Raw genomic sequence first — 22,464 nt, 5'->3', positions numbered from 1 at the left:
TCCGCGTTTCCGAAGTCGATGCGCCTGTCGGCGTTTTTCTTCAAGAACTTCTAAGGATAATTTTCTTGCATCAATTTTTTCGTCCATTCGCGCATTATATCAGATACTTTTGATCGCCGGGTTAATAATTTCTATTTTTGTTAGCCCCCTCCAAAGTTTAATGCCTAGTTGTGCCGGTGATTCGTGATGTTGATAAAAAATCCCTCTGGGAATTGACGGCAAAATCAGCCGAGTTCGCGCGAAAGGCCAAGGATCGTAAACTGAAACCCGCAGATATGCAGGGCGGATGCTTTACTATTTCCAGTCTGGGTAGCATTGGCGGCACCGGTTTTACACCCATTATTAATGCGCCAGAAGTAGCGATTTTGGGTGTTTCAAAGCTAGCGGTAAAACCACAGTGGAATGGCAGTGAATTTGTCCCGCGCAAGATGCTGCCGGTGTCCCTATCTTACGATCATCGCGCCATAAATGGCGTCGATGCCGGACAGTTCTTCACTTACCTGGGTGAATTGCTGGTGGATATACGGCGCTTATAACTTTAATTACACAGCCGTACCTATAGCAGGGCTTTGGTTCTTCTCGGCTAGAGCCTTGCGTTATTTTCTAGCCTTCTTGAGAATTGAATTCTATTTGCAGTGCTTCTTTGTTGGTAGTTTTATCGCCCCCCCTATATAGGGGGATGCACCTTGTTACAAATCTGAATATATTTATACACAGAGTGCGTCGCTAGCTTAAAACGCCAATGCGTGTTTTTGCTTGCGTCTGTTGTAAATAATCATGGCTGAATTTGCAATATGTTTACTCGCCATCTCATAGGTCGGCGCTTGCGTCGAGATATGAGGGGGCACAGGGATGTGCCGCCTTCATTCCTTAACGTTGTTAGTTTTTTCAATTTACTTTCCCTTCCGAAAATAATTTTTACAGTTGGGTTTTGAGTGGTAGCTCGGTTGTATTCTTTATTTCTGTGACTGCAATATGCGAGTGAATTTCGCGAATCATAGGTAGGCCAAGTAAGCGATCACGGACGAAGCTTTCGTAATTTCGAATATCTTTCACGATAATTTTAAGCATGTAATCCCAAATACCGGTCATGGTGTAGCACTCCATAACCTCATCAAAATTTTGCACTGAGTGTTCAAATTCCTCCAAGTTTTGGCGACCTGATGTGGTGAGGTTGATCGTTGCAAAAACCACCAAGTCCATGCCTAGCGCGTGACGATCAAGTAGGGCGACTTTTTTGCGAATAACGCCGTCTTGTTCTATACGGTTAATACGTCGCCAGCAGGGTGATTGGGACATGCCTACGATATCAGCGACATCACTGGATGTTTTACTCGCGTCAGACTGAAGGATATTGAGAATATTAATATCTTGCTTATTGAGTTCGGTGCCCATAAGTGTAATCGCTCGACTGACGTAAGTTTTGCCTAAATTATGCAAGTTTAGGCTCTAGTGTGGTTAATTAAAACTAGTTTGTGGCTGTGCTCGCATTTGTATGTCTGCTTGGTGTTATTGCTCTGTTGTTGCCGTAGTGGTCGTTTGGGCGACGAAATCGGGAGGGGGAGTAAGAATTCTCATAGAGCTTATAGATTAGCTTTTTTATGCGTTTTTGTGATTTAAGTTGCATAAATATAGCTATTAATTACTGATTTTAGGTATAAGTAAAATAATTTTACCTAGTGTGTCGCGCTAGAATTTGCGCATCTCTTCCTATCAATGAATATGAGAATAATGATATGCCACTTTCTGAACAGGCCTTAAAAATATCCTTGGAAGACAAGTACATGCTGGATAGTAGTCGCGCCTACATGACAGGCGTTGAGGCTTTGGTGCGTCTACCAATGCTACAACATCAGCGCGATTTAGAGCGAGGTTTGAATACCGCCGGGTTTATTTCTGGGTATCGTGGCTCGCCTCTTGGTACGGTCGATCAGGCTATGTGGAAGGCTAAGAAATACCTTGATAAGCACAATATTCAGTTCGTTCCAGGTGTGAATGAAGATTTAGCGGCTACCGCAGTGCGCGGCAGTCAGGAAGTGGGGCTTTTTCCAAATGCTAAATACGATGGCGTGTTTGGTATGTGGTACGGCAAGGGGCCAGGGGTCGACCGCAGCATGGACGTTATCAAGCATGCTAATGCGGTAGGCACCTCAAAATTTGGCGGCGTATTGGCGGTAGCTGGTGACGACCACGCGGCAAAATCGTCTACCTTGCCCCACCAATCTGAACACATGTTTATGGGCGCGTCGATTCCGGTTCTTGCGCCAGCCAATGTGCAGGAAGTACTTGATCTAGGCATATATGGTTGGGAAATGTCCCGTTATACCGGGTGCTGGGTGGGGCTGAAAGCCATCACCGAAAATATGGATTCTGCAATATCGGCGGAGATAGATGCCCGCCGCGTTAATATTGTAATACCAGAGGATTTTCAACTGCCTCCTGATGGCGTTCATGCGCGCTGGCCAGATACGCCCTTGGCCCAAGAACTTAGGCTAAACAAGTATAAAATTTATGCAGCCCGTGCTTTTGCGCGAGCAAATAATTTAAACCGAATTGTTATCGATAGTCCCAAAGCACGCTTGGGTATTGTTACTAGCGGAAAGGCGTATCTTGACGTCCTGCAAGCTCTTGAGGATTTGGGAATCGATAAGCAGCAGGCTGCGGCCATTGGCTTGCGAGTTTATAAGATAGGTATGCCTTGGCCTTTAGAGCCTTTAACTACCCATGAGTTTGCCGCGGGTTTGGAAGAAATTCTAGTTGTTGAAGAGAAGCGCTCAATCATTGAAGACCAAATCACCGGTCAACTTTACAACTGGCCCGTGTCTGACCGTCCCCGTGTTATCGGCGAATTCGATGAGCAGGGCAAAGACCTGCTGCCTAATTTAAGTGAACTAACACCGGCGATGGTGGCACGGGCCATTGCATCGCGTATTCGTCGTTTTTATAAAAGCGACGAGATAGAAAAGCGTCTAAAATTTTACGACCAAAAAGAACAGTCTATTGCGAATAAGCATGGCGTTATCAACCGCACGCCGCATTTCTGTTCCGGTTGTCCACATAACTCGTCGACTGTGGTGCCTGAGGGCAGCGTCGCGCTGGGAGGAATTGGTTGTCATTATATGAGTACGTGGATGCCCACACGTCCAGCGACGACTTTTACTCAAATGGGTGGCGAAGGCGTGACGTGGGTAGGCCAGGCCGCATTTACCGAAAACAAACACGTATTCCAAAATCTGGGCGATGGTACGTATTTCCATTCCGGTAGTTTAGCTATTCGACAGTCCGTTGCTGCGGGCGTCAATATCACTTACAAAATTCTGTATAACGACGCTGTTGCGATGACAGGCGGCCAGCCTATAGATGGCTCATTAACGGTTGAACAACTTATTTTGCAATTGCGTGGCGAAGGCATTAAGCGCATTGCCTTGGTGTCGGATCACCCTGAAAATTACAGTTGGCCGCAAAAAGATGGCTTTACCATTAGCCATCGCGATGATTTGCTGGCCATAGAAAACGAGCTGAAGGATGTCGCTGGTACATCGGTACTTATATTCGAACAAACCTGTGCTGCTGAAAAGCGTCGCCGTCGAAAAAAGGGAACGATGGTTGATCCCAATCGCCGTATTTTTATCAATGATGCGGTCTGCGAAGGTTGTGGCGACTGCGGTAAAAAATCTAATTGCCTGTCGGTGCTGCCAAAGGAAACTGAGTATGGTCGCAAACGTCAAATCGACCAAAGTGCTTGTAATAAAGACTATTCCTGTGTGAATGGTTTCTGCCCAAGTTTTGTATCGGTGATAGGCGGTTCGCCGCGGAAAAATACCACGGTCGTGGCTGACGGTTTTGTCCTCATTCCAATGCCGACTTTACCGGCCATAACGCATCCTTGGAACTTGGTGGTTACCGGCGTTGGTGGCACCGGCGTACTGACCATTACAGCGGTATTAGCGATGGCTGCGCATATAGAAGGTAAGGGGTGCGCGACCTTGAATCAGACTGGCTTGGCGCAGAAGTTTGGGCCTGTAGTCAGTCATTTACGAGTTGCAAATAATCAGGACGACATTAACGCAGTGAGGATTCCTGCCGGCGACGCAGACCTGTTGCTGGGGTGTGATCTAGTGGTCTCGGCCTCTGACGAAGCGATTGCCAAAGTCAATCTAGAGCGTACTGTTGCTGTGGTTAACGATACTGAAATGACGACTGCGGAGTTTATTTATAACCGCGACGCAGAGTTTCCCGCAGAGTCAATGAAGCAGTTGATTGTTGATGAGGTGGGTGAGGGTAAAGTTAGTTTTGTGGATGCCACCGAGTTGGCGAGTCATTTACTTGGTGACACTCTCGCGAGCAACTTTTTTATGTTGGGCTACGCCTTTCAGAAAGGCTATGTACCAGTGAGTTACGATGCTATCGATCGCGCTATCGACCTTAATGGTGTGGCAGCCGATTTTAATAAGCAGGCCTTTTTATGGGGCCGGCGCGCTGCGCACGACATCGGTGCGGTTCGCCGTGCTGCGGGTGTTGAAGTTGAACATTGGGTACCGCTGAATGAGGTCGATGACATTATTCAGTATCGTTACGAGCATTTGGTGAAATACCAAGATAGAAATTATGCCGATAAATATGCCGCTATTCTGAATACTGTAAAAACGAAAGACGAAGAAATAAATGGCGAGGCCGGTGAGTTGACGACAACCGTCGCAAAGTCTTTACACAAGTTAATGGCATATAAAGATGAATATGAAGTCGCGCGTCTTTATACCGATGGCGAATTTTTGAAAAAGCTTAGCGATGCGTTTGAAGGCGATTTTAAATTGCAGTTCCATATGGCGCCGCCGCTGTTGGCAAAAATTGGATCGGATGGTTTCCCTGTGAAACGAGTATTTTCCTCATGGATGCTAGCGGCCTTCAAAGTGCTGGTTAAATTGAAAGGTTTACGCGGAACGAAGTGGGATGTATTTGGCTATAGTGCGGAGCGCAAAGCGGAGCGAGCGCTGGTGACTGAGTTTACTGCGCAGATTGAAATGGTTTTGGCAGCGTTAGACAAAAATAACTTGGCGACCGCGGTTGAGCTATTTGGCTTGATTGACGATGTGCGCGGCTTTGGCCATGTTAAAGATGCCGCTATTCGCCAATATGAAATACGCCGCGACCACCTTCTCAAGCGCTTGAACGGTGATGTTGTGCAATTGGTCGACATTCACAATGCAGCGTAGTCGCTCAAAGAGCATGAATAGGAGTCAGTAATGACGGTATTTAACTCGCAACACTATGATGGTCATGAGTTGGTGTCGTTTAAGCATGATGCGCGCAGTGGTTTGCGCGCCATCGTTGCAGTGCATAACTCTAATTTAGGGCCAGCCTTGGGCGGCTGTCGAATGTATCCCTACGCCAATGACGATGATGCACTTGATGACGTGCTGCGTTTATCTAAGGGAATGACCTATAAGTCTGCCTTGGCTGGCCTGCCCTTGGGCGGTGGTAAGGCGGTGATTATAGGTGATCCAGCAAAGTTAAAGTCTCGGGAATTGTTGTTGGCGATGGGCAGCTTTATTGACGATCTTGGTGGCCGCTATATCACCGCGGAAGATTCCGGTACGTCGGTCAGCGATTTAAAGATTATTGCTGAACGCACTTCGTACGTGTCGGGCGTAATGGACAGCGGCCGCTTTGGCGGTGACCCTTCACCTTATACCGCGCAGGGGGTTTATTTTGGTATAAAAGCGGCCTTGAAATTTAAACATGGCAGTGACGATTTAACTAGTGTGCGTGTTGCGGTGCAGGGTGCCGGTGCGGTGGGGCGACATTTAATTGCGTTGCTAACTGCCGCTGGTGCAACTGTTTTTGCAGCAGATATAAATACGACCAATAAGGATTTAGCGCGTCAGGCTGGCGCCACAATTATTGCCTGTGACGAGGTGTTGGGTTTTGCTGCTGATGTATTGGCACCCTGTGCGATGGGTGCTGCAATCAACGCAGAAACCGTTGAAGAAATTCAGGCGGGTATCGTCGCCGGTGCAGCGAATAATCAATTGGCTGGCGCTACCCAAGGCGAGCGGCTTATGGAGAGAGGTATCTTATATGCGCCGGACTTTGTCATAAATGCTGGCGGTATTATCGATGTGTATTACCAGCGCGCCGAAGATAGTTCCGCTAGCACATCTGCACATGTCGAAACGATCGCGGTTACTTTATCAGAGATTTTTAAACGCGCTGTCACCAGCGGTGTTTCTACGGCAACTATGGCTGAGTGCTTGGCAGAAGAGAAGTTTTTACTCGGTAGACGAGTTAGAGCAGCCTAATAGGAAGAGCAATGAGTAGTGAAAATATACAGGCTGCTTTACCGAGCCTAGAAATTGATCAAAAAGTCGCACGACAAATAGAAGATTTTGAGCTGCCAGAAAAGCTTGGTTTTGGTCAAGTGATGGCACCGGTTATGTATCGCGCTCGGTTTCGTGAGGGAGTTTGGCAGTCGAGCGAACTATTGCCCTATGGACCTATTTCAATTGATCCTGCGGCGAAGGTTTTGCATTACAGTCAGGAAATTTTTGAGGGATTGAAGGCATACCGCTACTCAAACGGAACAGTGGCTTTGTTTAGACCATTAGAAAACTGGTGTCGTTTTAATCGATCCGCCGAGCGCATGTGTATGCCGGCTATACCCGAGGCGATATTCATGGAAGGTGTGTCTGCAGTAAGCGCCTTTATGGCTGACCATATTCCTACTAGTCCGGGGCAGTCATTGTATTTGCGTCCTTTTATGATTGGCGTCGACGCCGACTTGGGACTCGCCGCGTCGGTCAATAATGATTTTTATATTATTGCCTCGCCCTCTGAGGCATACCAGCAGGGCAGCTTTAAGGTAGTAATTGAACGTCGGGATTGTCGAGCCGCACAGGGCGGTACAGGTAGTGTGAAAGTTGGCGGAAATTACGCGGCGGCTTTAGCAGCCGGTCGGCGTGTTCACTCTGCGGGTTATGATCAGAGTTTGTGGTTAGATCCATCCGAACATCGTTATATAGAAGAGCTCTCGGGTATGAATGTGTTTGCCCTTATCAACGGTGTATTGCATACACCGGAGTTAAGTGGATCAATTTTACCTGGTATAACTCGTGACTCTGTAATGAACTTGGCTAAACAAGTCGGTTTGACGGTTGTTGAACGACGTATCGATATCGATGATTTACTTGCAACTATAGAATCTGGTGATTGTACTGAAGTGTTTGCCTGCGGCACTGCCGCGGTAATTACGCCGGTAAGCGTACTGGCTGATGCCAACGGCACTCGATATGAGCTTGGAGATCAAAATCCGATTGCTAGTCAGTTACATACTTTGCTTACAGGTATTCAGGAAGGTCGTCATGACGATGTTTTTGGCTGGAATTGGCCAATCGAGGATATGTTTAGTTTTGATAAAGGGGCGTCTACATACTCTGGCAAGGCTTAGTAAATTCGGCCGGCGTACTGTGCTGTTTACGATAGTTGGCTAATGTAGGAATGAAACTGCGTTTTTAATAGCTGCTATGGCAGTCGCAGTTTCGTTGGTAAACAGGGGAAGTTCAGCCCCTTGAAGTTTAATAGTATCTTCTAGTATCAATCGCCTTTGCCTTTAGCAAATCAGCATGTATTGATCGTCTACTCCCAACCGCCCTTGCACATATTTAATACGTTGTGACGGTCGCGGCTTAATGTGCTCACCCTTTAACACTGATGTTTACTATCTGCTTTTCAATATGTCTCAGATAGCTGGGCAGTGCAATGCCAGCTGTTGAAGGCGGTGCTGAGCTCAGGTAATGTGAATTCAAGGGAGCGAGTGTCAAAAAGCATAAAATCGGGGTTTTACGTTTTTATAGTGCTCTAACTATCAGTTTCAAGGCAATATTTTGTCTAGCTTGCAAAGTAATTTGCACCGCCTTTGGTTGAGCATATGAGTATTAGTCATTTTGCTCAGCAAGTAGGTATCAATAATTTTATGGCTCTTTCCGTCATAAAGGGCGAGTATGTTAATTCAGGTCTTTACGGCATAGGCGACGGAGAATATTAATTGGGCTTGTCAGTTTTTGTGCGAGTTGGCGTGGCTATTGCTGATGAATGTCTTAGTAATTGACTGTATTAGGGGCATATTTGATATATGAAATCGATTATGCGCTACCACAAGGCGAGCCGCTGGAGTAGGTTGCGCTATTTTGGTGCGACAGTCCAACATAGAAAATAATTTTTCAGTAAGGTGTTTTATAGATGACGAAAGGTGCAGACAAGGAATCTGGTGGTATCGATTGGAGTCAGTATCAGACAGGTGGTTTTTTCGATGAAATGATCACGGAAAAAGGCGGTGCCCGAAAGGCGAGTCAACGTGTCATTAAGTATCTAGGCAAGCTCAGCCGAGAAGAGTTAGAGAGCCGGCGAGTTGCCGCGGAAAGCACGGTTAGAGACATGGGGGTCAGTTTTACCGTTTATTCAGACGGCGAAAACATAGACCGCACATGGCCCTTTGACCTCATCCCGCGGGTTATTAGCGCTAAGGAGTGGGAGCAAACGGCTAACGGTCTGAAGCAGCGAGTTCGCGCCTTGAACCTGTTCATTAACGATGTTTATCACGAGCAAAAGATATTTAAGGACGGGGTTGTACCGGAGTATCTTATTAAAGATTCAAAAAATTTCCGCCCTGAATGCGTGGGTATAAATCCGCCTAAGGGTGTGTGGGCGCACATCTGTGGCTGCGATTTGGTTCGCGCAGGCGACGGGAAATTTTATGTGTTGGAAGACAATTTGCGGGTGCCGTCGGGCGTCGCGTATATGTTGGAGAATCGCGAGATAAGCAAACGCGTGCTTCCTGAGCTATTCGAGACCAACAATATATTGCCGGTCGATGATTACCCCACCAAATTGTTCAATATGTTGGCCTCTGTGTCGCCGCGTAAAGTACGTCAGCCTGAAATCGTGATTCTGACACCGGGTATTTATAACTCGGCCTATTTTGAACACGCCTATTTAGCACAGCAATTGGGTGTTGAGCTGGTAGAGGGTAGCGATTTATTTGTTGATAAAGATGACTGCGTCTACATGAAAACCATATCGGGCTTGGAGAGGGTCGATGTTGTTTATCGCCGGATAGATGACCTTTTCTTAGACCCAGAAGCCTTTCATCCAGATTCGATTTTGGGTGTTCCAGGCATTATGCGTGCGTGGCAGGCGGGAAATGTAACCCTGGTTAATGCCCCAGGTGCCGGTGTTGCGGACGATAAAGTTGTCTATGCCTATGTACCGAAGATGATTGAATACTATCTTGGCGAAAAGGCAATTCTGCCGAATGTTGAAACCTACCTTTGTGATGATCCTGAGCAACTCAAATACGTGGTTGAAAATATTGAAAAGCTTGTGGTTAAGCCCGCTAACGAATCAGGTGGTTACGGCATGATGGTCGGTCCGCATGCTACTAAAAAAGAGCATGAGGAATTTCGAAGGCTGGTGCAGGAAAATCCTAGAAACTATATAGCCCAACCTACGCTGGCACTCTCAACAGCGCCAGTGGTAACCGGCCCCGGTGAAGCTGAACCGCGCCATCTCGATTTGCGTCCCTTTGTGCTGCAAGGTACCGATTTGTCCGTAACCACGGGTGGTTTGACTCGGGTGGCTTTAAAGAAAGGCTCACTTGTCGTTAATTCGTCACAGGGAGGTGGTAGTAAAGACACCTGGATAATAGCGGAAGGAGGCGCAAAATAATGATGTTATCTCGAGTTGCAGAGCGAGTTTATTGGTTTGCGCGCTACCTAGAGCGCGTTGAAAGTATGGCGCGATTGATACAAGTCTATACAGGCTTGTTGTTCGATTTGCCAAGAGACACCGGGATTAGCTGGCATAACCTCGTTATTGCCAGTGGTAGCCATGGAGAGTACAACCGACGCTTCACAGTGCAAGACGAAAAGCGTGTGGTGAAGTTTTTGCTTGAGGACCTCAGTAATCCAAGTTCCCTAGCGTCGTCTCTAAGGATGGTGCGAGAGAATATCCGCACAACCCGAGATATGGTGCCGCAGGAGAGCTGGGAGCTGGTGAATGAGTTTCAGATATATGTGTCTGAGAACATCGCTCAAGGCCTAAATCGTCGCTTTAGACACGAATTTTTAGAAGAAATTATTAAGACCTGTCAGCAGATAAATGGCCTTATTGCCGATACTATGCGCCGCGATGCCGCATGGCACTTCTTAAATATGGGACGCAGTTTAGAACGCGCTGATATGACCATCCGTATTTTAGAGGCGGGTGCGAGTATGTCCAGCGATTTGATTGATAACGATACCAACCACGTCTTGGATGCGGTGTGGGGAAGTGTGCTCAGCACTTTAAATGCGACCATGCCGTATCGGCGCACGATGAAGGTGGCGATTAACGGTGATGATTCAGCGCGGTTCTTACTGCAAGATACCCTGTTTCCTCGTTCGGTAGCCTGTGGCCTGTTAAGGATGCAAGATTCGGCTAAACAGCTGCCATCAAGCGAAAACGTGGTGAAGTGCTTAGATAAGTTTTTGAAAACGGTGAATGACGCTAAAGATTACAGTGATGTGAAAGTGGGATTTCCTGCCTACCTTACTGAGCTTGAAAAAAACTCCATTGTTATACATAGGGCTATTCAAGAGACGTGGTTTCAGCCAACGTAAACAGCTTAAATAGGTATTTCCTGCAGCATTGAGGTTTGCCCAGCTTAGCGACTTACGGTAATCTTCCGAATCGTGATTTGCTTCAGTGGCAGTCACGATTTTTTGCACCAAACCGGTGTTCAGCTACAGTTTTGCGACACTAAGTTGCGGTTATTGCCGTGATGAAGTCCCTTTATTGAGTATCTCTTTTACTCGACGCACGTTTTTTGGCGCCGTATCCATGTTAACTGACCGTTTTGTCTATAAACCGCAGCATGACCAGTATGATGAGGTCATCGGTGCCGATGGCAATGTTCGCGAACATTGGCACTACCCTATGCGGGTACTTAATGCCATGGGTATGGACGCCCTGCTTGAACGGCAACGGACTGCAAAACGTATACTTAGGGATGACGGCGCCAGTTATAGCCCTGGCGATCAGCTCAATGTTAGCCATACATGGAGCCTAGATTTACTGCCGATGATTCTGTCGAGTCAGGAGTGGGAAGTTATTGAGAACGCCCTGCGTGAGCGTTCGGAGCTGCTAAATCTTATTCTCAGCGACCTCTATGGCGAGCGGACGCTAATCCATAACAAGGTTATTCCGCCAGCCGCCATTTTTAGCCATCCAGGGTTTCTTCGTGCCTGCGACGGTATTCGCCTGCCCGGTGAGCACCAACTTATATTTCATGCTGCTGATTTGGTCCGCTCTGCCAGCGGGGAGTGGTTGGTTATTGGTGATCGCGCCCAGGCGCCATCGGGTACGGGTTATGCCTTAGAAAACAGAACCGTATTACGAAAAGTCATGCCGAGCCTTTTCCGTGACGCACATGTGCATCGGCTCTCTAACTTCTTTCTACAGTGGCGTCGTAAATTAGCTGAACTCAGTCAGACTAAAGATGCGCCGTTAGTGGTTTACCTTACTCAGGGCGCATTCAAAGAAAACTCGTTTGAAGACGCTTATCTCGCTAATTACCTCGGCTATCCGCTAGTGCAGGGGCGCGATTTAACCGTTCGCAAGGGCGCGCTTTGGCTAAAGTCTTTAGATGGTCTTCGCAAAGTTGATGTGGTATTGCGTCGTATCGATGATAGCGTGGCTGACCCCGTTATTTCGCGGCAAAGTTTTGGTCAGGGCGTGCCGGGCTTAACTGAAGTTGCTAGAGCTGGTGGCGTCATTATCGCGAATCCGCTTGGTAGCGGAATTCTAGAAAGCCCAGTGCTGGCCAAATATATGCCGGCAATCGCGAGGCACTTTTTAGGTAGAGATCTGCGCTTAAATTCGGTGCCTACGTGGTGGTGTGGTGATGCCGCAGACCTAGCCTATGTAAAAGCACATTTCGATGATTTACTAATCCGTCATACCTGCCGGGTGCCTGGTCGCCACAGTATTTTTGTCGCTGACTTAAATCAACAGGAGCGGGCGAATTTATTGGCGAAGGTGTTAGCTCACCCCATCGACTATGTCGCTCAGAGCGCCGTGCGTCCGTCTCAGACACCGGCCTTAGATGGTAAGGTATTTAGTAGCCGACCATTGGTTATGCGCGGTTTTACCGTGGCCAGCGGTAATTCCTATAGTGTTATGCCGGGTGGGCTTACCCACATCGGCACTCATATCGATACCCAGCATATCGTCAGCCAGTACAGCGGTGGCAGCAAAGACACTTGGATCTTAGCGTCTGAGCCAGAAGTTGAAGACAGTGTTTTTGAGCCGGAAAAATTAGCTCGCGCCCAGCTGGATAGGAATTTTAGCCTCCCCAGTCGTGTTATCGATAATTTGTTCTGGTTTGGTCGCTATGCAGAGCGCGCAGAGTCTGGACTGCGCTTGGTTCGTACCGCCTTCGAAGAACTTAATAGCATCGAACCTTTAACCCCGGATAGTCGCCGAGTTTTATTGTGTTCGGTCACCAAGGTTACCGGCACTTTTCCCGGTTTTACTGCGAAAGATGCTGATTTTGAAACTCCGGAACACGAGCTGCTGGATGTTGTGTCTAATCGCGCTCGCCCCGGCAGTATTGCACATTGTCTTGAGGCTATTTTGCATTCGGCTGATGGCGTTAAAGAATTGCTGTCAAACGACATGCTGCGCTTGGTAAATGATATTCGCGATGGCATGGAATATCTCAATAAAAATCTTGAGAGCAGCCTGCAAGCAGCCCCAGAAGAATTACTCGACCCGCTCATTACCAGCTTATTGGCGCTCTGTGGTCTAAGCCAAGAAAGCATGGTGCGCGGGCGCGCATGGCGATTTATGGAAATGGGTCGTCGCCTGGAACGTGCTCAAAAGACAGTTGAACTACTTAGCCATATTTTGGTGAAAGACAAAGGCGATGGTCAGAGTGTGCCGCTATTAAAACCCGTGTTGGCCAGTTTGGAATCGCGTATTGTTTATAAGCGTTACTACCGCAGTGGGTACCGATTAGATAAGGGTATGGAGCTATTATTATTTGATCGCCAAAACCCGCGTTCAGTCATGTTTCAATTGGAAAGTCTGCGTAACCATTTGGAAGACGTAGAAGGCCCAAATAAAGGCGTGCAGTTGAGCGATGATATGCGTTGTATTTTGCGCGCAACAAATAGCTTACTGCTTACACCCGTAGATGAAATTGCACTGCGTGATGAAAAGACCGGTGAACACGCGAATTTGGGTAAGTTACTAACGCAATTAGATGGTGATCTTAAAGCTGCCTCTCAAGCGCTGGCAGATCGCTATTTCGATCACGCAATGGGGCCGCAGCCTGTTGAGATGAGCGGCAGAGGTGTTTCATGAAATATCGGGTAAGGCATTCAACCCGTTACGAATACGCCGATCAGGTGAATCAGGGGTATAACGTTGCTTATTTAATACCCCGCGAATGTAATGGGCAGCGGGTAAATTACAGCGATATTCGTATTATTCCAGCGCCGACTAGTAGAATTAAGCGCGTCGACTATTTTGGTAATGTGGTGTGTCATTTCACTTTGGAAAGGCCGCATAAATCATTGGAAGTGATTGTAGACAGTGAAGTTGAGATCGCTCCCTCTGAACCCCGTTTACTTAGCGGCGGTATTACCTGTGCAGAAGTTCTGGCGGCATTAGATTTAGGTGCCGATGTAGAGGATATGTGTGCCACCGAGTTCCGCTTCGATTCGCCGATGGTTGCGGTTGCACCGCAGTTAGCCGATTATGGCCGCGATTTGTTCGCGCCAAACCGCCCGTTTCTAGAGGCGGTGAGTGCGTTGAACACTCGTATTTTTAACGACTTCAAGTACGACCCAAGCTTTTCGACTGTCGCTACGCCGTTAGATGACGTGCTGAAAAATCGTCGCGGTGTATGCCAAGATTTTGCACATTTAGCCATTGGTGTTTTGCGCAGCCTAGGCTTCGCGGCGCGTTATGTCAGCGGTTATTTAGAGACCTTGCCGCCACCGGGCCAAGTGAAAATGCAAGGCGCAGATGCGTCTCACGCGTGGTTTGCGGTGTATATTCCGGGCGACGAATGGCAGGATTTTGACCCGACGAATGATGTAATGCCCGCAGATCAGCACATTACTACTGCCTGGGGCCGAGACTATTCCGATGTGACGCCATTAAAAGGCGTGGTGTTTGGTGGTGGTGGGAAACAGGTGTTGTCAGTGGCGGTGGATGTGGCAAGGGTTGAGCTGGGGAGCGGGGTTGGATATAGCACCGTGCCCAATACCCCCGTTCAATCGCAGAGCCAGTCTCAGTCTTAGTTCGATCTCCTAATTTGTAATTCATGCTCTGATTTACAAGCGGCGCTGCGTAGTTCCGAGGTTGAAATAACACCCGAACCATAATTCGTCCCTTATTATTTCGTCTTTCTTGGTTTTTCATTTTTCCAAATGATACATGTGCCATTCAGCATTGCTGCTTATTCGGTTTGAAGTGTGTACACATGTTTTAGGCAATCCTCCGTATAGGTTTATAGCGACATTCGGGCAATATCGACGTATTGTGCCGTCGGTTGTTCGTGTGCAATGGGGCTTGGCTCCAATCTTTAATATATACAGGGTCATCAAAGTGTCTAAATTCTTCTTTAAAGGCCGTAAAGACGCGCGGCAAAGTCATATAAACCACGGCTATCAAACCAAGGCGATGACTAAAGCGGGCAGTAAGAAATATCCTCTGAACTTGGTGGTCACCACTGAGCTACGTAAACAAGAAGTCGAAGCTATATTGGCTGAGGCAAAGTTGTACGCCAATATTAAAGTCGATGATGCTGCAACCGTGCAGGAAGATATTAGTGAATTGGACGTTTTGCTTAGTAAGAGCGGGACTCAGCTTGTAGAGAAAACACCGGCTCGAAACGATCCCTGCCATTGCGGCAGCGGTAATAAATACAAGAAATGCTGTGGTATGTCTTAGCGTTGATACACTGTTCTGCTAAAGAGCTCTATTGTCATTGTGTCGTCGCTATTTATCCGCTGCGTGAGCAGCGGTAATTGTTTGAGCATGCTGAGGGCTTAAAGGCAGTTTTGCAAATGGGCTAATATTGCTGCCGCCGGTATTGCCACTGGGCACAAGGCCGATTGCGGTTTTTGTAGCGGCGCCAATGATCCTAAATACTTGTCCGCAAATCTCTCTTACATTGCCGTGCCGAAGTCCCCAGACCAACATCAGGCAGTGTACTTTGGTATGCAGTAAAGTAGATTCCTGTCCCAGTACGTGGGCATTTTCCAAATGCTTGAATTCCAGCGCGGCATTGTTAGCGCGCCGCGCATCAATTGCCAATGCCAGTTCCTTGTTTACATGTGGCGCCATATTTCGTGTAAATGTCAGCATGATTTCGTACCCGCAACTGTCTCTGTTCTCTAATGTCACGATATTTCAATGTCGCCAACTATTCAATAAATCGATAGATCAAGGCTATTCTCTTTCGCGTCTCGTCTATCCGTGGGAGGGCGCGCGTAGCAGATAGCTATTATTATCAGCCGATAAAGCGAGATGCATAACGCCCCTTTATCAGGCGTTTTCCTCGACGAATAACAAAAAATAAGGGAGTAGGTATGTTTTTGGGCAAAGAGTGTATTGCGCTGGTGACCGGCGCGAGCCGCGGGGCGGGCAAAGGTATCGCCCTAGCGCTAGGTGATGCGGGAGCAACGGTTTATGTAACGGGTCGCAGCCAAACTGAAGGTGATTCAGTTTTGCCCGGGACTATATATGCAACCGCCGATGAAATTACTCAGCGCGGCGGTTTAGGGATCGCTGTTGCCTGTGATCACGGCAATGATGATGACGTCGCCGCCTTATTTGCGCAAATTGACAGACAGCATGGCAAGCTCGATATCCTTGTGAATAACGCGCTGTGTGTCCCCGAGGGTTTAACACTGCCAGGCCCATTTTGGGAGAAACCATTGGGTTTGCAGGATATTTTGAATGTGGGGCTGCGATCCAGCTATGTGGCTTCCTATTACGCGGCGCCATTACTGCTAAAGAGTGGCGGACTGTTGGTTAACACATCATCTCCGGGTGGGCGCAGTTATATGCATGGCCCAGCCTACGGCGCTGGTAAGGCTGCAGTAGATAAGATGGCCCATGACATGGCCATCGACTTTGAACCACATCAGGTTGCGGTTGTGTCGCTGTGGATGGGACTGTTGAATACCGAGCGGACTAAAGCGGTATTTGATGCGGATCCCGAATTGTATAGTCATATGATGGCGATGGTGGAATCTCCTGAGTTCACTGGTCGTGTTATTGCCGCCTTAGCCTCAGATAGCGCTCGCATGGCTCGCACTGGCAAGGTCTGGTTCGCTGCAGAGTTGGGTGCGGAGTTCGGTTTAGTGGATATCGATGGGCGTCTGCCGTCTTCGCCAAGGCTGATGTTTGGGGAAGAGACTCAATTTACCGATGTCGTTATTCAGTAGTTGTTTATTCTCTGGGTAGTAGTGAGTAGCTAGTTAAAACAGCTGTCATCCATTTGAGGTATTAGGGTGTTAGACCCAAACCGGTAACATTGCGGCACATTAGAAAATGTCGCGTGACGCATCGTCTGTTACAGGTTCTTGCAACTAAATCACGCAAAATTTGCTACTGGAGAAGGATAATAATGGCAGTGTTAGTAGCGGGTTTACCCGAGGCCAACTATGCGGAACTGCCAAATGGGCAGCGCATACATTACATGGATCATGGTAACGGCCCTGTTGTCGTTTTTTTGCACGGCAGTGGCAGTGGCGCGAGCGGCCATAGTAATTTTAAATACAACTATCCCTATCTAGCTGAGCAGTGTTATCGCGTAATCGTGCCCGATCTTATTGGCTACGGTTACTCTGATAAACCCGAGGATGTTCAGTATCATCTCGACTTTTTCGTGGAGTGTATTAAGCAACTTCTAGATCATTTAAACGTGTCTTCCTGCGCCCTAATAGGCAACTCGCTGGGTGGTGCAATTGCGATTAAATTCACCCTAGATAATCCCTCTCAGGTGGACAAACTAGTGTTAATGGCTCCCGGCGGCATTGAAGAACAGGCTGACTATTTTCATATGCCGGGCATGCAGGTAATGAAGGAAGTGTTTACCTCTGGTCCGATGGCACCGGAGCGTTTGGAAGATTTTATCCGGCGTGGTTTGGTATATGACGACAGTGTCGTTGACGAACAGCTAATCAATGAACGTTGGGGTGTTTTTCAGCAGCAGAATAGCCAAGTCATTACGTCTATGGTCGTGCCAAATATGGCGGCGAGATTGAAGGAAATCAGTTGTCCGGTATTGGCGTTTTGGGGTGTAAACGAAAAAATGATGCCGGAAACGGGAATCCAAACACTTGCCAAGAACTGCCCGAATATTCGCTTAACGCTGGTTTCACAGTGCGGCCACTGGGTAATGGTAGAACATCGCGACATGTTCAACCGAAGCACCGACGATTTTTTGAGACACGGTTAATGATGCAAAAAGAACTGATTAAAAAGCTTGGCGATGATTTGTATGAGGCGATGCGGAGTTTTAAACCTCTCCGCCCCTTGACTGAGCAAGTACCTGAAATCTCTTTGGACGATGCATATTATATTTCTTTGCAGATGCTAAAGCGCCGAGTTGATGACGACGGAGAAGTCATTGTAGGTAAAAAAATCGGTGTAACCAGTAAGGTTGTTCAAGACATGCTGGGTGTGCATCAACCGGATTTTGGTTTTCTCACTGATGCGATGGCGTATCCCAATGGCTCTGATATTTCTGTGGCAGGTAATTTAATTCAGCCCCGTGCAGAGGCAGAAATTGGCTTTAAATTAAAGGCTGATTTACAAGGGCCAGGTGTCACCGAAGCAGATGTGTTGGCGGCGACTGAATGCATTATGCCCTGTTTTGAAATTGTCGATTCGCGTATTCAAGATTGGAATATTCGAATTCAAGATACGGTTGCCGACAATGCATCCTGTGGCGTGTATGTATTAGGTGATGTCACTGCTGATCCAGCGGAACATGATTTACCAAATTTAAAAATTACCGTCTGGAAAAATGGCGCTTTGTTGAGTGAAGGGTTGGGCAGTGCGGTGCAGGGCAATCCGCTCACCGCGGTCGCGTGGCTGGCAAATACTTTGGGCCGTTTTGGTATTCCGTTTAAAGCGGGTGAAGTTATTTTGTCTGGTTCCTTAGTACCGCTAGAGCCAGTGGTTGCTGGCGACAAAATGGAAATGGAATTACACGGCATTGGTCGAGCGTCAGTGCAGTTTGTATAAGTCGGCTTTCCGTCTTAGAACTAATCAAGAGAGTGCAACACAATGGCTGAAAAAATAAAGGCGGCAATTATTGGTCCCGGCAATATCGGTACCGATTTGCTCATGAAGGCATTACGCTCAGAACTAATAGAGCCGGTGTGGATGGTGGGTGTCGATCCTGAGTCACCAGGTCTATCACGCGCGGCCGAAATGGGGCTGAAAGTTACCTCAGAGGGCGTTGATGGCATGCTCGCCACCATGAAAGCAGATGGCGTTCAGATTTGTTTCGACGCGACCTCAGCGTACGTTCATGCGGAAAATTCTCGCAAGGTAAATGAGCAGGGCGCGTTAATGATTGATTTAACGCCCGCGGCTATTGGCCCCTACTGCGTACCGCCAGTAAATCTCAAAGAAGCGCTGGCCGCTGGAAGTAATAACGTCAATATGGTGACCTGTGGTGGGCAGGCGACCATCCCAATGGTGGCTGCGGTATCTAGGGTGCAGTCGGTCAGCTATGGCGAGATTGTCGCCACCGTTAGCTCTAAATCTGTAGGCCCCGGTACCCGTAAAAATATTGATGAATTTACTCGCACCACCGCCGGTGCGGTCGAGAAAGTCGGCGGAGCCCGAAAAGGTAAGGCGATTATTGTCATCAACCCCGCCGAGCCACCGCTGATTATGCGCGACACTATCCACTGCCTTACTGATGAATTGCCTGATCAGGATGCAATTCGTAAATCGGTCGATGAGATGGTCGCCGAAGTTCAAAAATATGTGCCGGGATACCGTCTTAAAAATGGCCCGGTGTTCGACGGCAATCGGGTATCGATGTTCATGGAGGTCGAAGGTTTGGGTGACTTTTTGCCGAAGTACGCTGGCAACCTCGACATTATGACCGCTGCGGGTTTGCGTACCGCTGAAATGTTCGCAGAAGAAATGCTGGCCGGTCGTTTTTCTATCACTTCATCAGCGTCGGTCTAAGGGGATACGCACATGGATTTACGCGGTAAAAAGGTAGTACTACACGATATGTGTTTGCGCGACGGCATGCATGCCAAGCAGCACCAGATATCCCTAGAAGAAATGACAGCCATTGCTAAGGGTTTAGACGAGGCGGGAATGCCGCTGATCGAAGTAACCCACGGTGACGGTCTTGGCGGATCGTCAGTGAACTATGGCTTTCCTGCTCACAGTGACGAGGAATACCTGAAAGCGGTTGTTGGCGTAGTTAAAAACGCCAAGATTTCGGCCTTGTTATTACCCGGCATTGGTACCGTTGATCACCTAAAAATGGCGGCGGACTTAGGTGTTACCACCATCCGTGTTGCTACTCACTGTACCGAGGCGGATGTATCAGAACAGCATATTGGTATGGCGGCACAAATGGGGCTGGATACCGTTGGCTTTTTAATGATGACCCATATGATTGAGGCCGAGCAGATCGTAGAGCAGGCTAAACTCATGGAGTCTTACGGCGCCAACTGTATTTATTGCACCGACTCAGCAGGCTACTTGTTGCCGGATCAGGTTAAGGAGCGCATTGCCCTATTGCGCCGCGAGCTGAAGCCAGAGACAGAGCTTGGTTTCCACGCTCACCATAATCTTAGTCTGGGTGTTATGAATTCATTAGTGGCGGTTGAGGCAGGGGCTAATCGTATTGATGGTTCGGTGGCCGGTTTGGGAGCCGGAGCTGGTAATACACCCTTAGAAGTTCTCGTTGCGGTAATGGACCGAATGGAGGTCAATCACGGCATCGACCTATATAAGATTATGGATGTCGCCGAGGACTTGGTGACGCCCATTATGGACAACCCTATTCGTATCGATCGCGATTCTCTGACCTTGGGCTACGCGGGCGTATATTCGTCGTTCCTATTGTTTGCTAAGCGCGCAGCGGCTAAATACGGTGTGTCGTCGCGGGATATACTCGTTGAGCTGGGTCGCCGTCGCACGGTGGGTGGGCAGGAAGATATGATCGAAGATCTCGCCTTAGATATGGCCAAGGCGCGGGGTTTAATTTAGCGAATTTCTGAAGGGCGGCTGCTAAGTTAGATACTCGCGGAGCTGCCCTTCAGGAAGTCTATAATAGCCAATTTGGCTTAGTCCGAATCAATACTATTTTGAGGCCTTCAATCGAAGGTCTTTTCTACGTGCTTTTCTCGGTTATACTGGCCGCCTTACTAAATAATAAGGTCTGTAAACCACTGATTATGCTTATTGACCCCGCTTTTGATGACTTAATTGCTACAATTTACCAGGGCCCTTTAGAAGAGGAGCCATGGCAAGATTTCTTGACCGTGCTTTGCAAAATGATGAACGCGGTATCGGTTACCCTTGTATTAAACCAGCCCTCAGAGAAGGGACGCGGCGTATTACGGGTGGTTGGCGGCAATCTGGAAGGCATTGCGCGCTATCAAGAGCGTTTATTTGCGATGGACCCCTTTCAATCTCTGCGGCCTGGCGAAGTAAAAAGCCTCATGGAAATGGTACCGGGCGACGATTGGCTAGACAGCGAGCTTTACAAATTGTGTATGAAGCCTGCCGGTCTATATGACTCTCTGGGCGTTGATATTCTCGTGCCGGGAGAAATGAACGCGGGTTTGAGGGTTGCTCGTGGCGAAAACTCCCCGAGTTTTGATAAGGCCGATCGAGATCTAATTTATACCCTGGTGCCTCATTTGGAGCGTGCGCTGCGTTTCCATGTCAGATTGAATAAAGTTGAATCTGAGCGTGCTTTGTATGCCGGTGCAGTGGAAAGTTTGTCATTGGCGACTATCATTCTTGATGAGAATGGCCGCGTGCTAAGCTGTAACCGCATGGCAGAACATTTAATTATTCGCGAGCCAGATGTTCGAGTGGAAGACGGCCAGTTATTGTTGGGTGATCAGGCGACCACCAAAAAATTACAACGTTTAATTAATAGAATATTGGAGCATCGCGCGGGTGATGAACCAACCGTAGTAGAAGCGATGAGAGTGCCCCGTGACGGTGATTTTTCTGATTTGGGCGTTATTGCTCGGCCGGTGCCAGTCACCGAGTGGTCAGAAGGAAAATCAGTACCAACAGTGGCGATTTTCATTAGTGATCCAGAATACGGTGCTGAGGCACCGGTAGCTGTGATAATTCAGCTCTTTGGCTTTACGCCAACTGAGGCGCAGCTTTCCTTGTTATTGGCAGACGGCTTAAGCCTAGACGAGGCTTCCGCGGCATTAGGTATGAGCCGCAACACCGCACGTACGCATCTGCGGTCGATTTTTTCAAAAACCGGGGTCAGCAGACAAACATTGCTGGTACGGTTAATTCTGAAAAGCGTGGCACAGCTAGCGGATTAAACGCTGTTAGCTTGTCACATTCGTCGCTAGGAGAGTGTGTGATGGCTATTCTGCAAAATAAAATTGCGGTGGTAACAGGCGGTGGGCAAGGGGTTGGGGCAGGGATTGCATTTGCTTTGGCTGCAGAGGGCGCCATTGTTGCGGTACTTGGGCGAACCTTAGCCACCTTAGAAGCCACCTGTGCAGAAATTCATCGGCGCGGCGGCGAAGCGCAGGCCTTTGTGTGCGACGTCACCGAGGCCGAAGATATAGATGCGGCCATACTTGAAATTGTTGATGAGTTTGGTGGCGTCGATATTCTAGTAAATAACGCCCAGATTGTGCCGCTCGGCAACCTTCTCGAAATAAATGAAGATGAATACCTAGACGGCATGGACTCTGGCCCGCTGGCTACGTTGCGGTTTATGAAAGCCTGCTACCCCTTTTTACGCGGTGATGGCAGTGTGGTGAATGTTGCCAGTTCCGCCGCAATGCGCTCGAACTCTGCTGGCTTTGGTGCCTATGCAGCGGCTAAGGAGGCGACGCGAGCCTTAAGTCGCGCTGCGGCTTGTGAATGGGGCGAAGATAATATCCGTGTGAATTGCATTATGCCCTTGGCGATGTCACCGGCGATGAGCGGCTGGGTTGAGCGCGGAGGGGATGATGTAGAAGAGTTTTTGAGCACGGTTCCCCTCGGCAGAGTAGGGGATTGTGAAGAAGATGTTGGCCGCGTTGTCGTTTTTCTGTGTGGCCCTGATGCCGCCTATATCACCGGTCATACATTACCGGTAGACGGTGGCCAGGCATTTTTACGATAGATGGTTTTTTTTTACGCTGAGCGTAGAAATATAACGAAAAGTTTCCCTATCTG

17 protein-coding genes and 1 pseudogene are annotated in these 22,464 nt (G+C 48.3%); 16 read left to right on the top strand and 2 right to left on the bottom strand.

Going from position 1 to position 22,464, the window contains the following annotated elements; genetic code table 11:
- Positions 1-164 precede the first annotated feature (164 nt).
- A pseudogene (locus tag O9X78_RS15800) lies at positions 165-536 on the top strand (2-oxo acid dehydrogenase subunit E2); the annotation flags it as partial.
- A 382-nt stretch (positions 537-918) separates the two neighbouring features.
- Here O9X78_RS15800 and O9X78_RS15795 read toward each other — a convergent pair.
- Complete coding sequence (locus tag O9X78_RS15795) at positions 919-1,395, bottom strand: Lrp/AsnC family transcriptional regulator (protein ID WP_219044888.1); 477 nt, start codon at positions 1,393-1,395, stop codon at positions 919-921.
- Positions 1,396-1,736: 341 nt separating this feature from the next.
- Between O9X78_RS15795 and O9X78_RS15790 the strand changes: the two genes are divergently transcribed.
- From O9X78_RS15790 to O9X78_RS15755, 8 genes are all read left to right on the top strand, one after another.
- Entirely contained in the window at positions 1,737-5,213 is a 3,477-nt protein-coding gene (locus O9X78_RS15790; protein WP_269620695.1) for an indolepyruvate ferredoxin oxidoreductase family protein, read from the top strand.
- Positions 5,214-5,243: 30 nt separating this feature from the next.
- Positions 5,244-6,299 carry a Glu/Leu/Phe/Val family dehydrogenase gene (locus tag O9X78_RS15785; RefSeq protein WP_269620694.1) on the top strand — a complete coding sequence of 352 codons (1,056 nt, stop codon included), beginning with the start codon at positions 5,244-5,246 and terminating at the stop codon, positions 6,297-6,299.
- Between the two features lie 11 nt (positions 6,300-6,310).
- Positions 6,311-7,444 carry a branched-chain amino acid aminotransferase gene (locus O9X78_RS15780; protein ID WP_269620693.1) on the top strand — a complete coding sequence of 378 codons (1,134 nt, stop codon included), beginning with the start codon at positions 6,311-6,313 and terminating at the stop codon, positions 7,442-7,444.
- A gap of 791 nt (positions 7,445-8,235) precedes the next feature.
- The gene (locus O9X78_RS15775; RefSeq protein WP_269620692.1) at positions 8,236-9,720 is read left to right on the top strand and encodes a circularly permuted type 2 ATP-grasp protein; all 1,485 of its coding nucleotides are present in this window, start codon (positions 8,236-8,238) and stop codon (positions 9,718-9,720) included.
- The gene (locus O9X78_RS15770) at positions 9,720-10,652 is read left to right on the top strand and encodes an alpha-E domain-containing protein (protein ID WP_269620691.1); all 933 of its coding nucleotides are present in this window, start codon (positions 9,720-9,722) and stop codon (positions 10,650-10,652) included. The genes O9X78_RS15775 and O9X78_RS15770 overlap by 1 nt, the downstream gene beginning before the upstream one ends.
- Before the next feature lie 220 nt (positions 10,653-10,872).
- Positions 10,873-13,398, top strand: coding sequence for a circularly permuted type 2 ATP-grasp protein (locus O9X78_RS15765; RefSeq protein WP_269620690.1), 2,526 nt, complete (start codon positions 10,873-10,875; stop codon positions 13,396-13,398).
- Positions 13,395-14,342 (top strand): transglutaminase family protein, encoded by a 948-nt coding sequence (locus tag O9X78_RS15760; RefSeq protein WP_269620689.1) that lies wholly within the window; start codon positions 13,395-13,397, stop codon positions 14,340-14,342. The genes O9X78_RS15765 and O9X78_RS15760 overlap by 4 nt, the downstream gene beginning before the upstream one ends.
- 307 nt (positions 14,343-14,649) lie before the next feature.
- Positions 14,650-14,994, top strand: a complete 345-nt coding sequence (locus O9X78_RS15755) for a PBPRA1643 family SWIM/SEC-C metal-binding motif protein (RefSeq protein ID WP_269620688.1) — start codon at positions 14,650-14,652, stop codon at positions 14,992-14,994.
- A 48-nt stretch (positions 14,995-15,042) separates the two neighbouring features.
- Here the strand turns inward: O9X78_RS15755 and O9X78_RS15750 are convergent, their stop codons facing one another.
- Positions 15,043-15,411 (bottom strand): DUF3703 domain-containing protein, encoded by a 369-nt coding sequence (locus O9X78_RS15750; protein WP_269620687.1) that lies wholly within the window; start codon positions 15,409-15,411, stop codon positions 15,043-15,045.
- Positions 15,412-15,635: 224 nt separating this feature from the next.
- Here O9X78_RS15750 and O9X78_RS15745 point away from each other — a divergent pair, with 224 nt between their 5' ends.
- From O9X78_RS15745 to O9X78_RS15715, 7 genes are all read left to right on the top strand, one after another.
- The gene (locus O9X78_RS15745) at positions 15,636-16,496 is read left to right on the top strand and encodes an SDR family NAD(P)-dependent oxidoreductase (protein WP_269620686.1); all 861 of its coding nucleotides are present in this window, start codon (positions 15,636-15,638) and stop codon (positions 16,494-16,496) included.
- Between the two features lie 182 nt (positions 16,497-16,678).
- Entirely contained in the window at positions 16,679-17,512 is an 834-nt protein-coding gene (locus O9X78_RS15740) for an alpha/beta fold hydrolase (protein WP_269620685.1), read from the top strand.
- Positions 17,512-18,303 (top strand): fumarylacetoacetate hydrolase family protein, encoded by a 792-nt coding sequence (locus O9X78_RS15735; RefSeq protein ID WP_435056063.1) that lies wholly within the window; start codon positions 17,512-17,514, stop codon positions 18,301-18,303. Before O9X78_RS15740 ends, O9X78_RS15735 begins: the two co-directional genes overlap by 1 nt.
- A gap of 42 nt (positions 18,304-18,345) precedes the next feature.
- Complete coding sequence (locus O9X78_RS15730) at positions 18,346-19,263, top strand: acetaldehyde dehydrogenase (acetylating) (RefSeq protein ID WP_269620684.1); 918 nt, start codon at positions 18,346-18,348, stop codon at positions 19,261-19,263.
- A gap of 12 nt (positions 19,264-19,275) precedes the next feature.
- A complete protein-coding gene (gene dmpG, locus O9X78_RS15725; RefSeq protein ID WP_269620683.1) occupies positions 19,276-20,304 on the top strand; it encodes a 4-hydroxy-2-oxovalerate aldolase in 1,029 nt (342 codons plus the stop codon).
- 128 nt (positions 20,305-20,432) lie between these two features.
- Complete coding sequence (locus tag O9X78_RS15720) at positions 20,433-21,614, top strand: helix-turn-helix transcriptional regulator (protein WP_269620682.1); 1,182 nt, start codon at positions 20,433-20,435, stop codon at positions 21,612-21,614.
- A gap of 41 nt (positions 21,615-21,655) precedes the next feature.
- Entirely contained in the window at positions 21,656-22,411 is a 756-nt protein-coding gene (locus tag O9X78_RS15715) for an SDR family NAD(P)-dependent oxidoreductase (protein ID WP_269620681.1), read from the top strand.
- Positions 22,412-22,464 lie beyond the last annotated feature (53 nt).

Origin of the sequence: Zhongshania aquatica, from assembly GCF_027257955.1 — a bacterium.
Lineage (GTDB): Bacteria > Pseudomonadota > Gammaproteobacteria > Pseudomonadales > Spongiibacteraceae > Spongiibacter > Spongiibacter aquatica.
This window is presented reverse-complemented; position numbering and strand designations above follow the sequence as displayed.

Excerpts from the sequence above, each read along its gene's own strand:
- O9X78_RS15750 (WP_269620687.1), bottom strand. The coding sequence starts at position 15,411 with ATGCTGACATTTACACGAAATATGGCGCCACATGTAAACAAGGAACTG.
- O9X78_RS15745 (WP_269620686.1), top strand. The coding sequence starts at position 15,636 with ATGTTTTTGGGCAAAGAGTGTATTGCGCTGGTGACCGGCGCGAGCCGC.
- O9X78_RS15770 (WP_269620691.1), top strand. The coding sequence starts at position 9,720 with ATGATGTTATCTCGAGTTGCAGAGCGAGTTTATTGGTTTGCGCGCTAC.
- O9X78_RS15775 (WP_269620692.1), top strand. The coding sequence starts at position 8,236 with ATGACGAAAGGTGCAGACAAGGAATCTGGTGGTATCGATTGGAGTCAG.
- dmpG (WP_269620683.1), top strand. The coding sequence starts at position 19,276 with ATGGATTTACGCGGTAAAAAGGTAGTACTACACGATATGTGTTTGCGC.
- O9X78_RS15765 (WP_269620690.1), top strand. The coding sequence starts at position 10,873 with ATGTTAACTGACCGTTTTGTCTATAAACCGCAGCATGACCAGTATGAT.
- O9X78_RS15760 (WP_269620689.1), top strand. The coding sequence starts at position 13,395 with ATGAAATATCGGGTAAGGCATTCAACCCGTTACGAATACGCCGATCAG.
- O9X78_RS15790 (WP_269620695.1), top strand. The coding sequence starts at position 1,737 with ATGCCACTTTCTGAACAGGCCTTAAAAATATCCTTGGAAGACAAGTAC.
- O9X78_RS15795 (WP_219044888.1), bottom strand. The coding sequence starts at position 1,395 with ATGGGCACCGAACTCAATAAGCAAGATATTAATATTCTCAATATCCTT.
- O9X78_RS15715 (WP_269620681.1), top strand. The coding sequence starts at position 21,656 with ATGGCTATTCTGCAAAATAAAATTGCGGTGGTAACAGGCGGTGGGCAA.
- O9X78_RS15785 (WP_269620694.1), top strand. The coding sequence starts at position 5,244 with ATGACGGTATTTAACTCGCAACACTATGATGGTCATGAGTTGGTGTCG.
- O9X78_RS15780 (WP_269620693.1), top strand. The coding sequence starts at position 6,311 with ATGAGTAGTGAAAATATACAGGCTGCTTTACCGAGCCTAGAAATTGAT.
- O9X78_RS15740 (WP_269620685.1), top strand. The coding sequence starts at position 16,679 with ATGGCAGTGTTAGTAGCGGGTTTACCCGAGGCCAACTATGCGGAACTG.
- O9X78_RS15730 (WP_269620684.1), top strand. The coding sequence starts at position 18,346 with ATGGCTGAAAAAATAAAGGCGGCAATTATTGGTCCCGGCAATATCGGT.
- O9X78_RS15735 (WP_435056063.1), top strand. The coding sequence starts at position 17,512 with ATGATGCAAAAAGAACTGATTAAAAAGCTTGGCGATGATTTGTATGAG.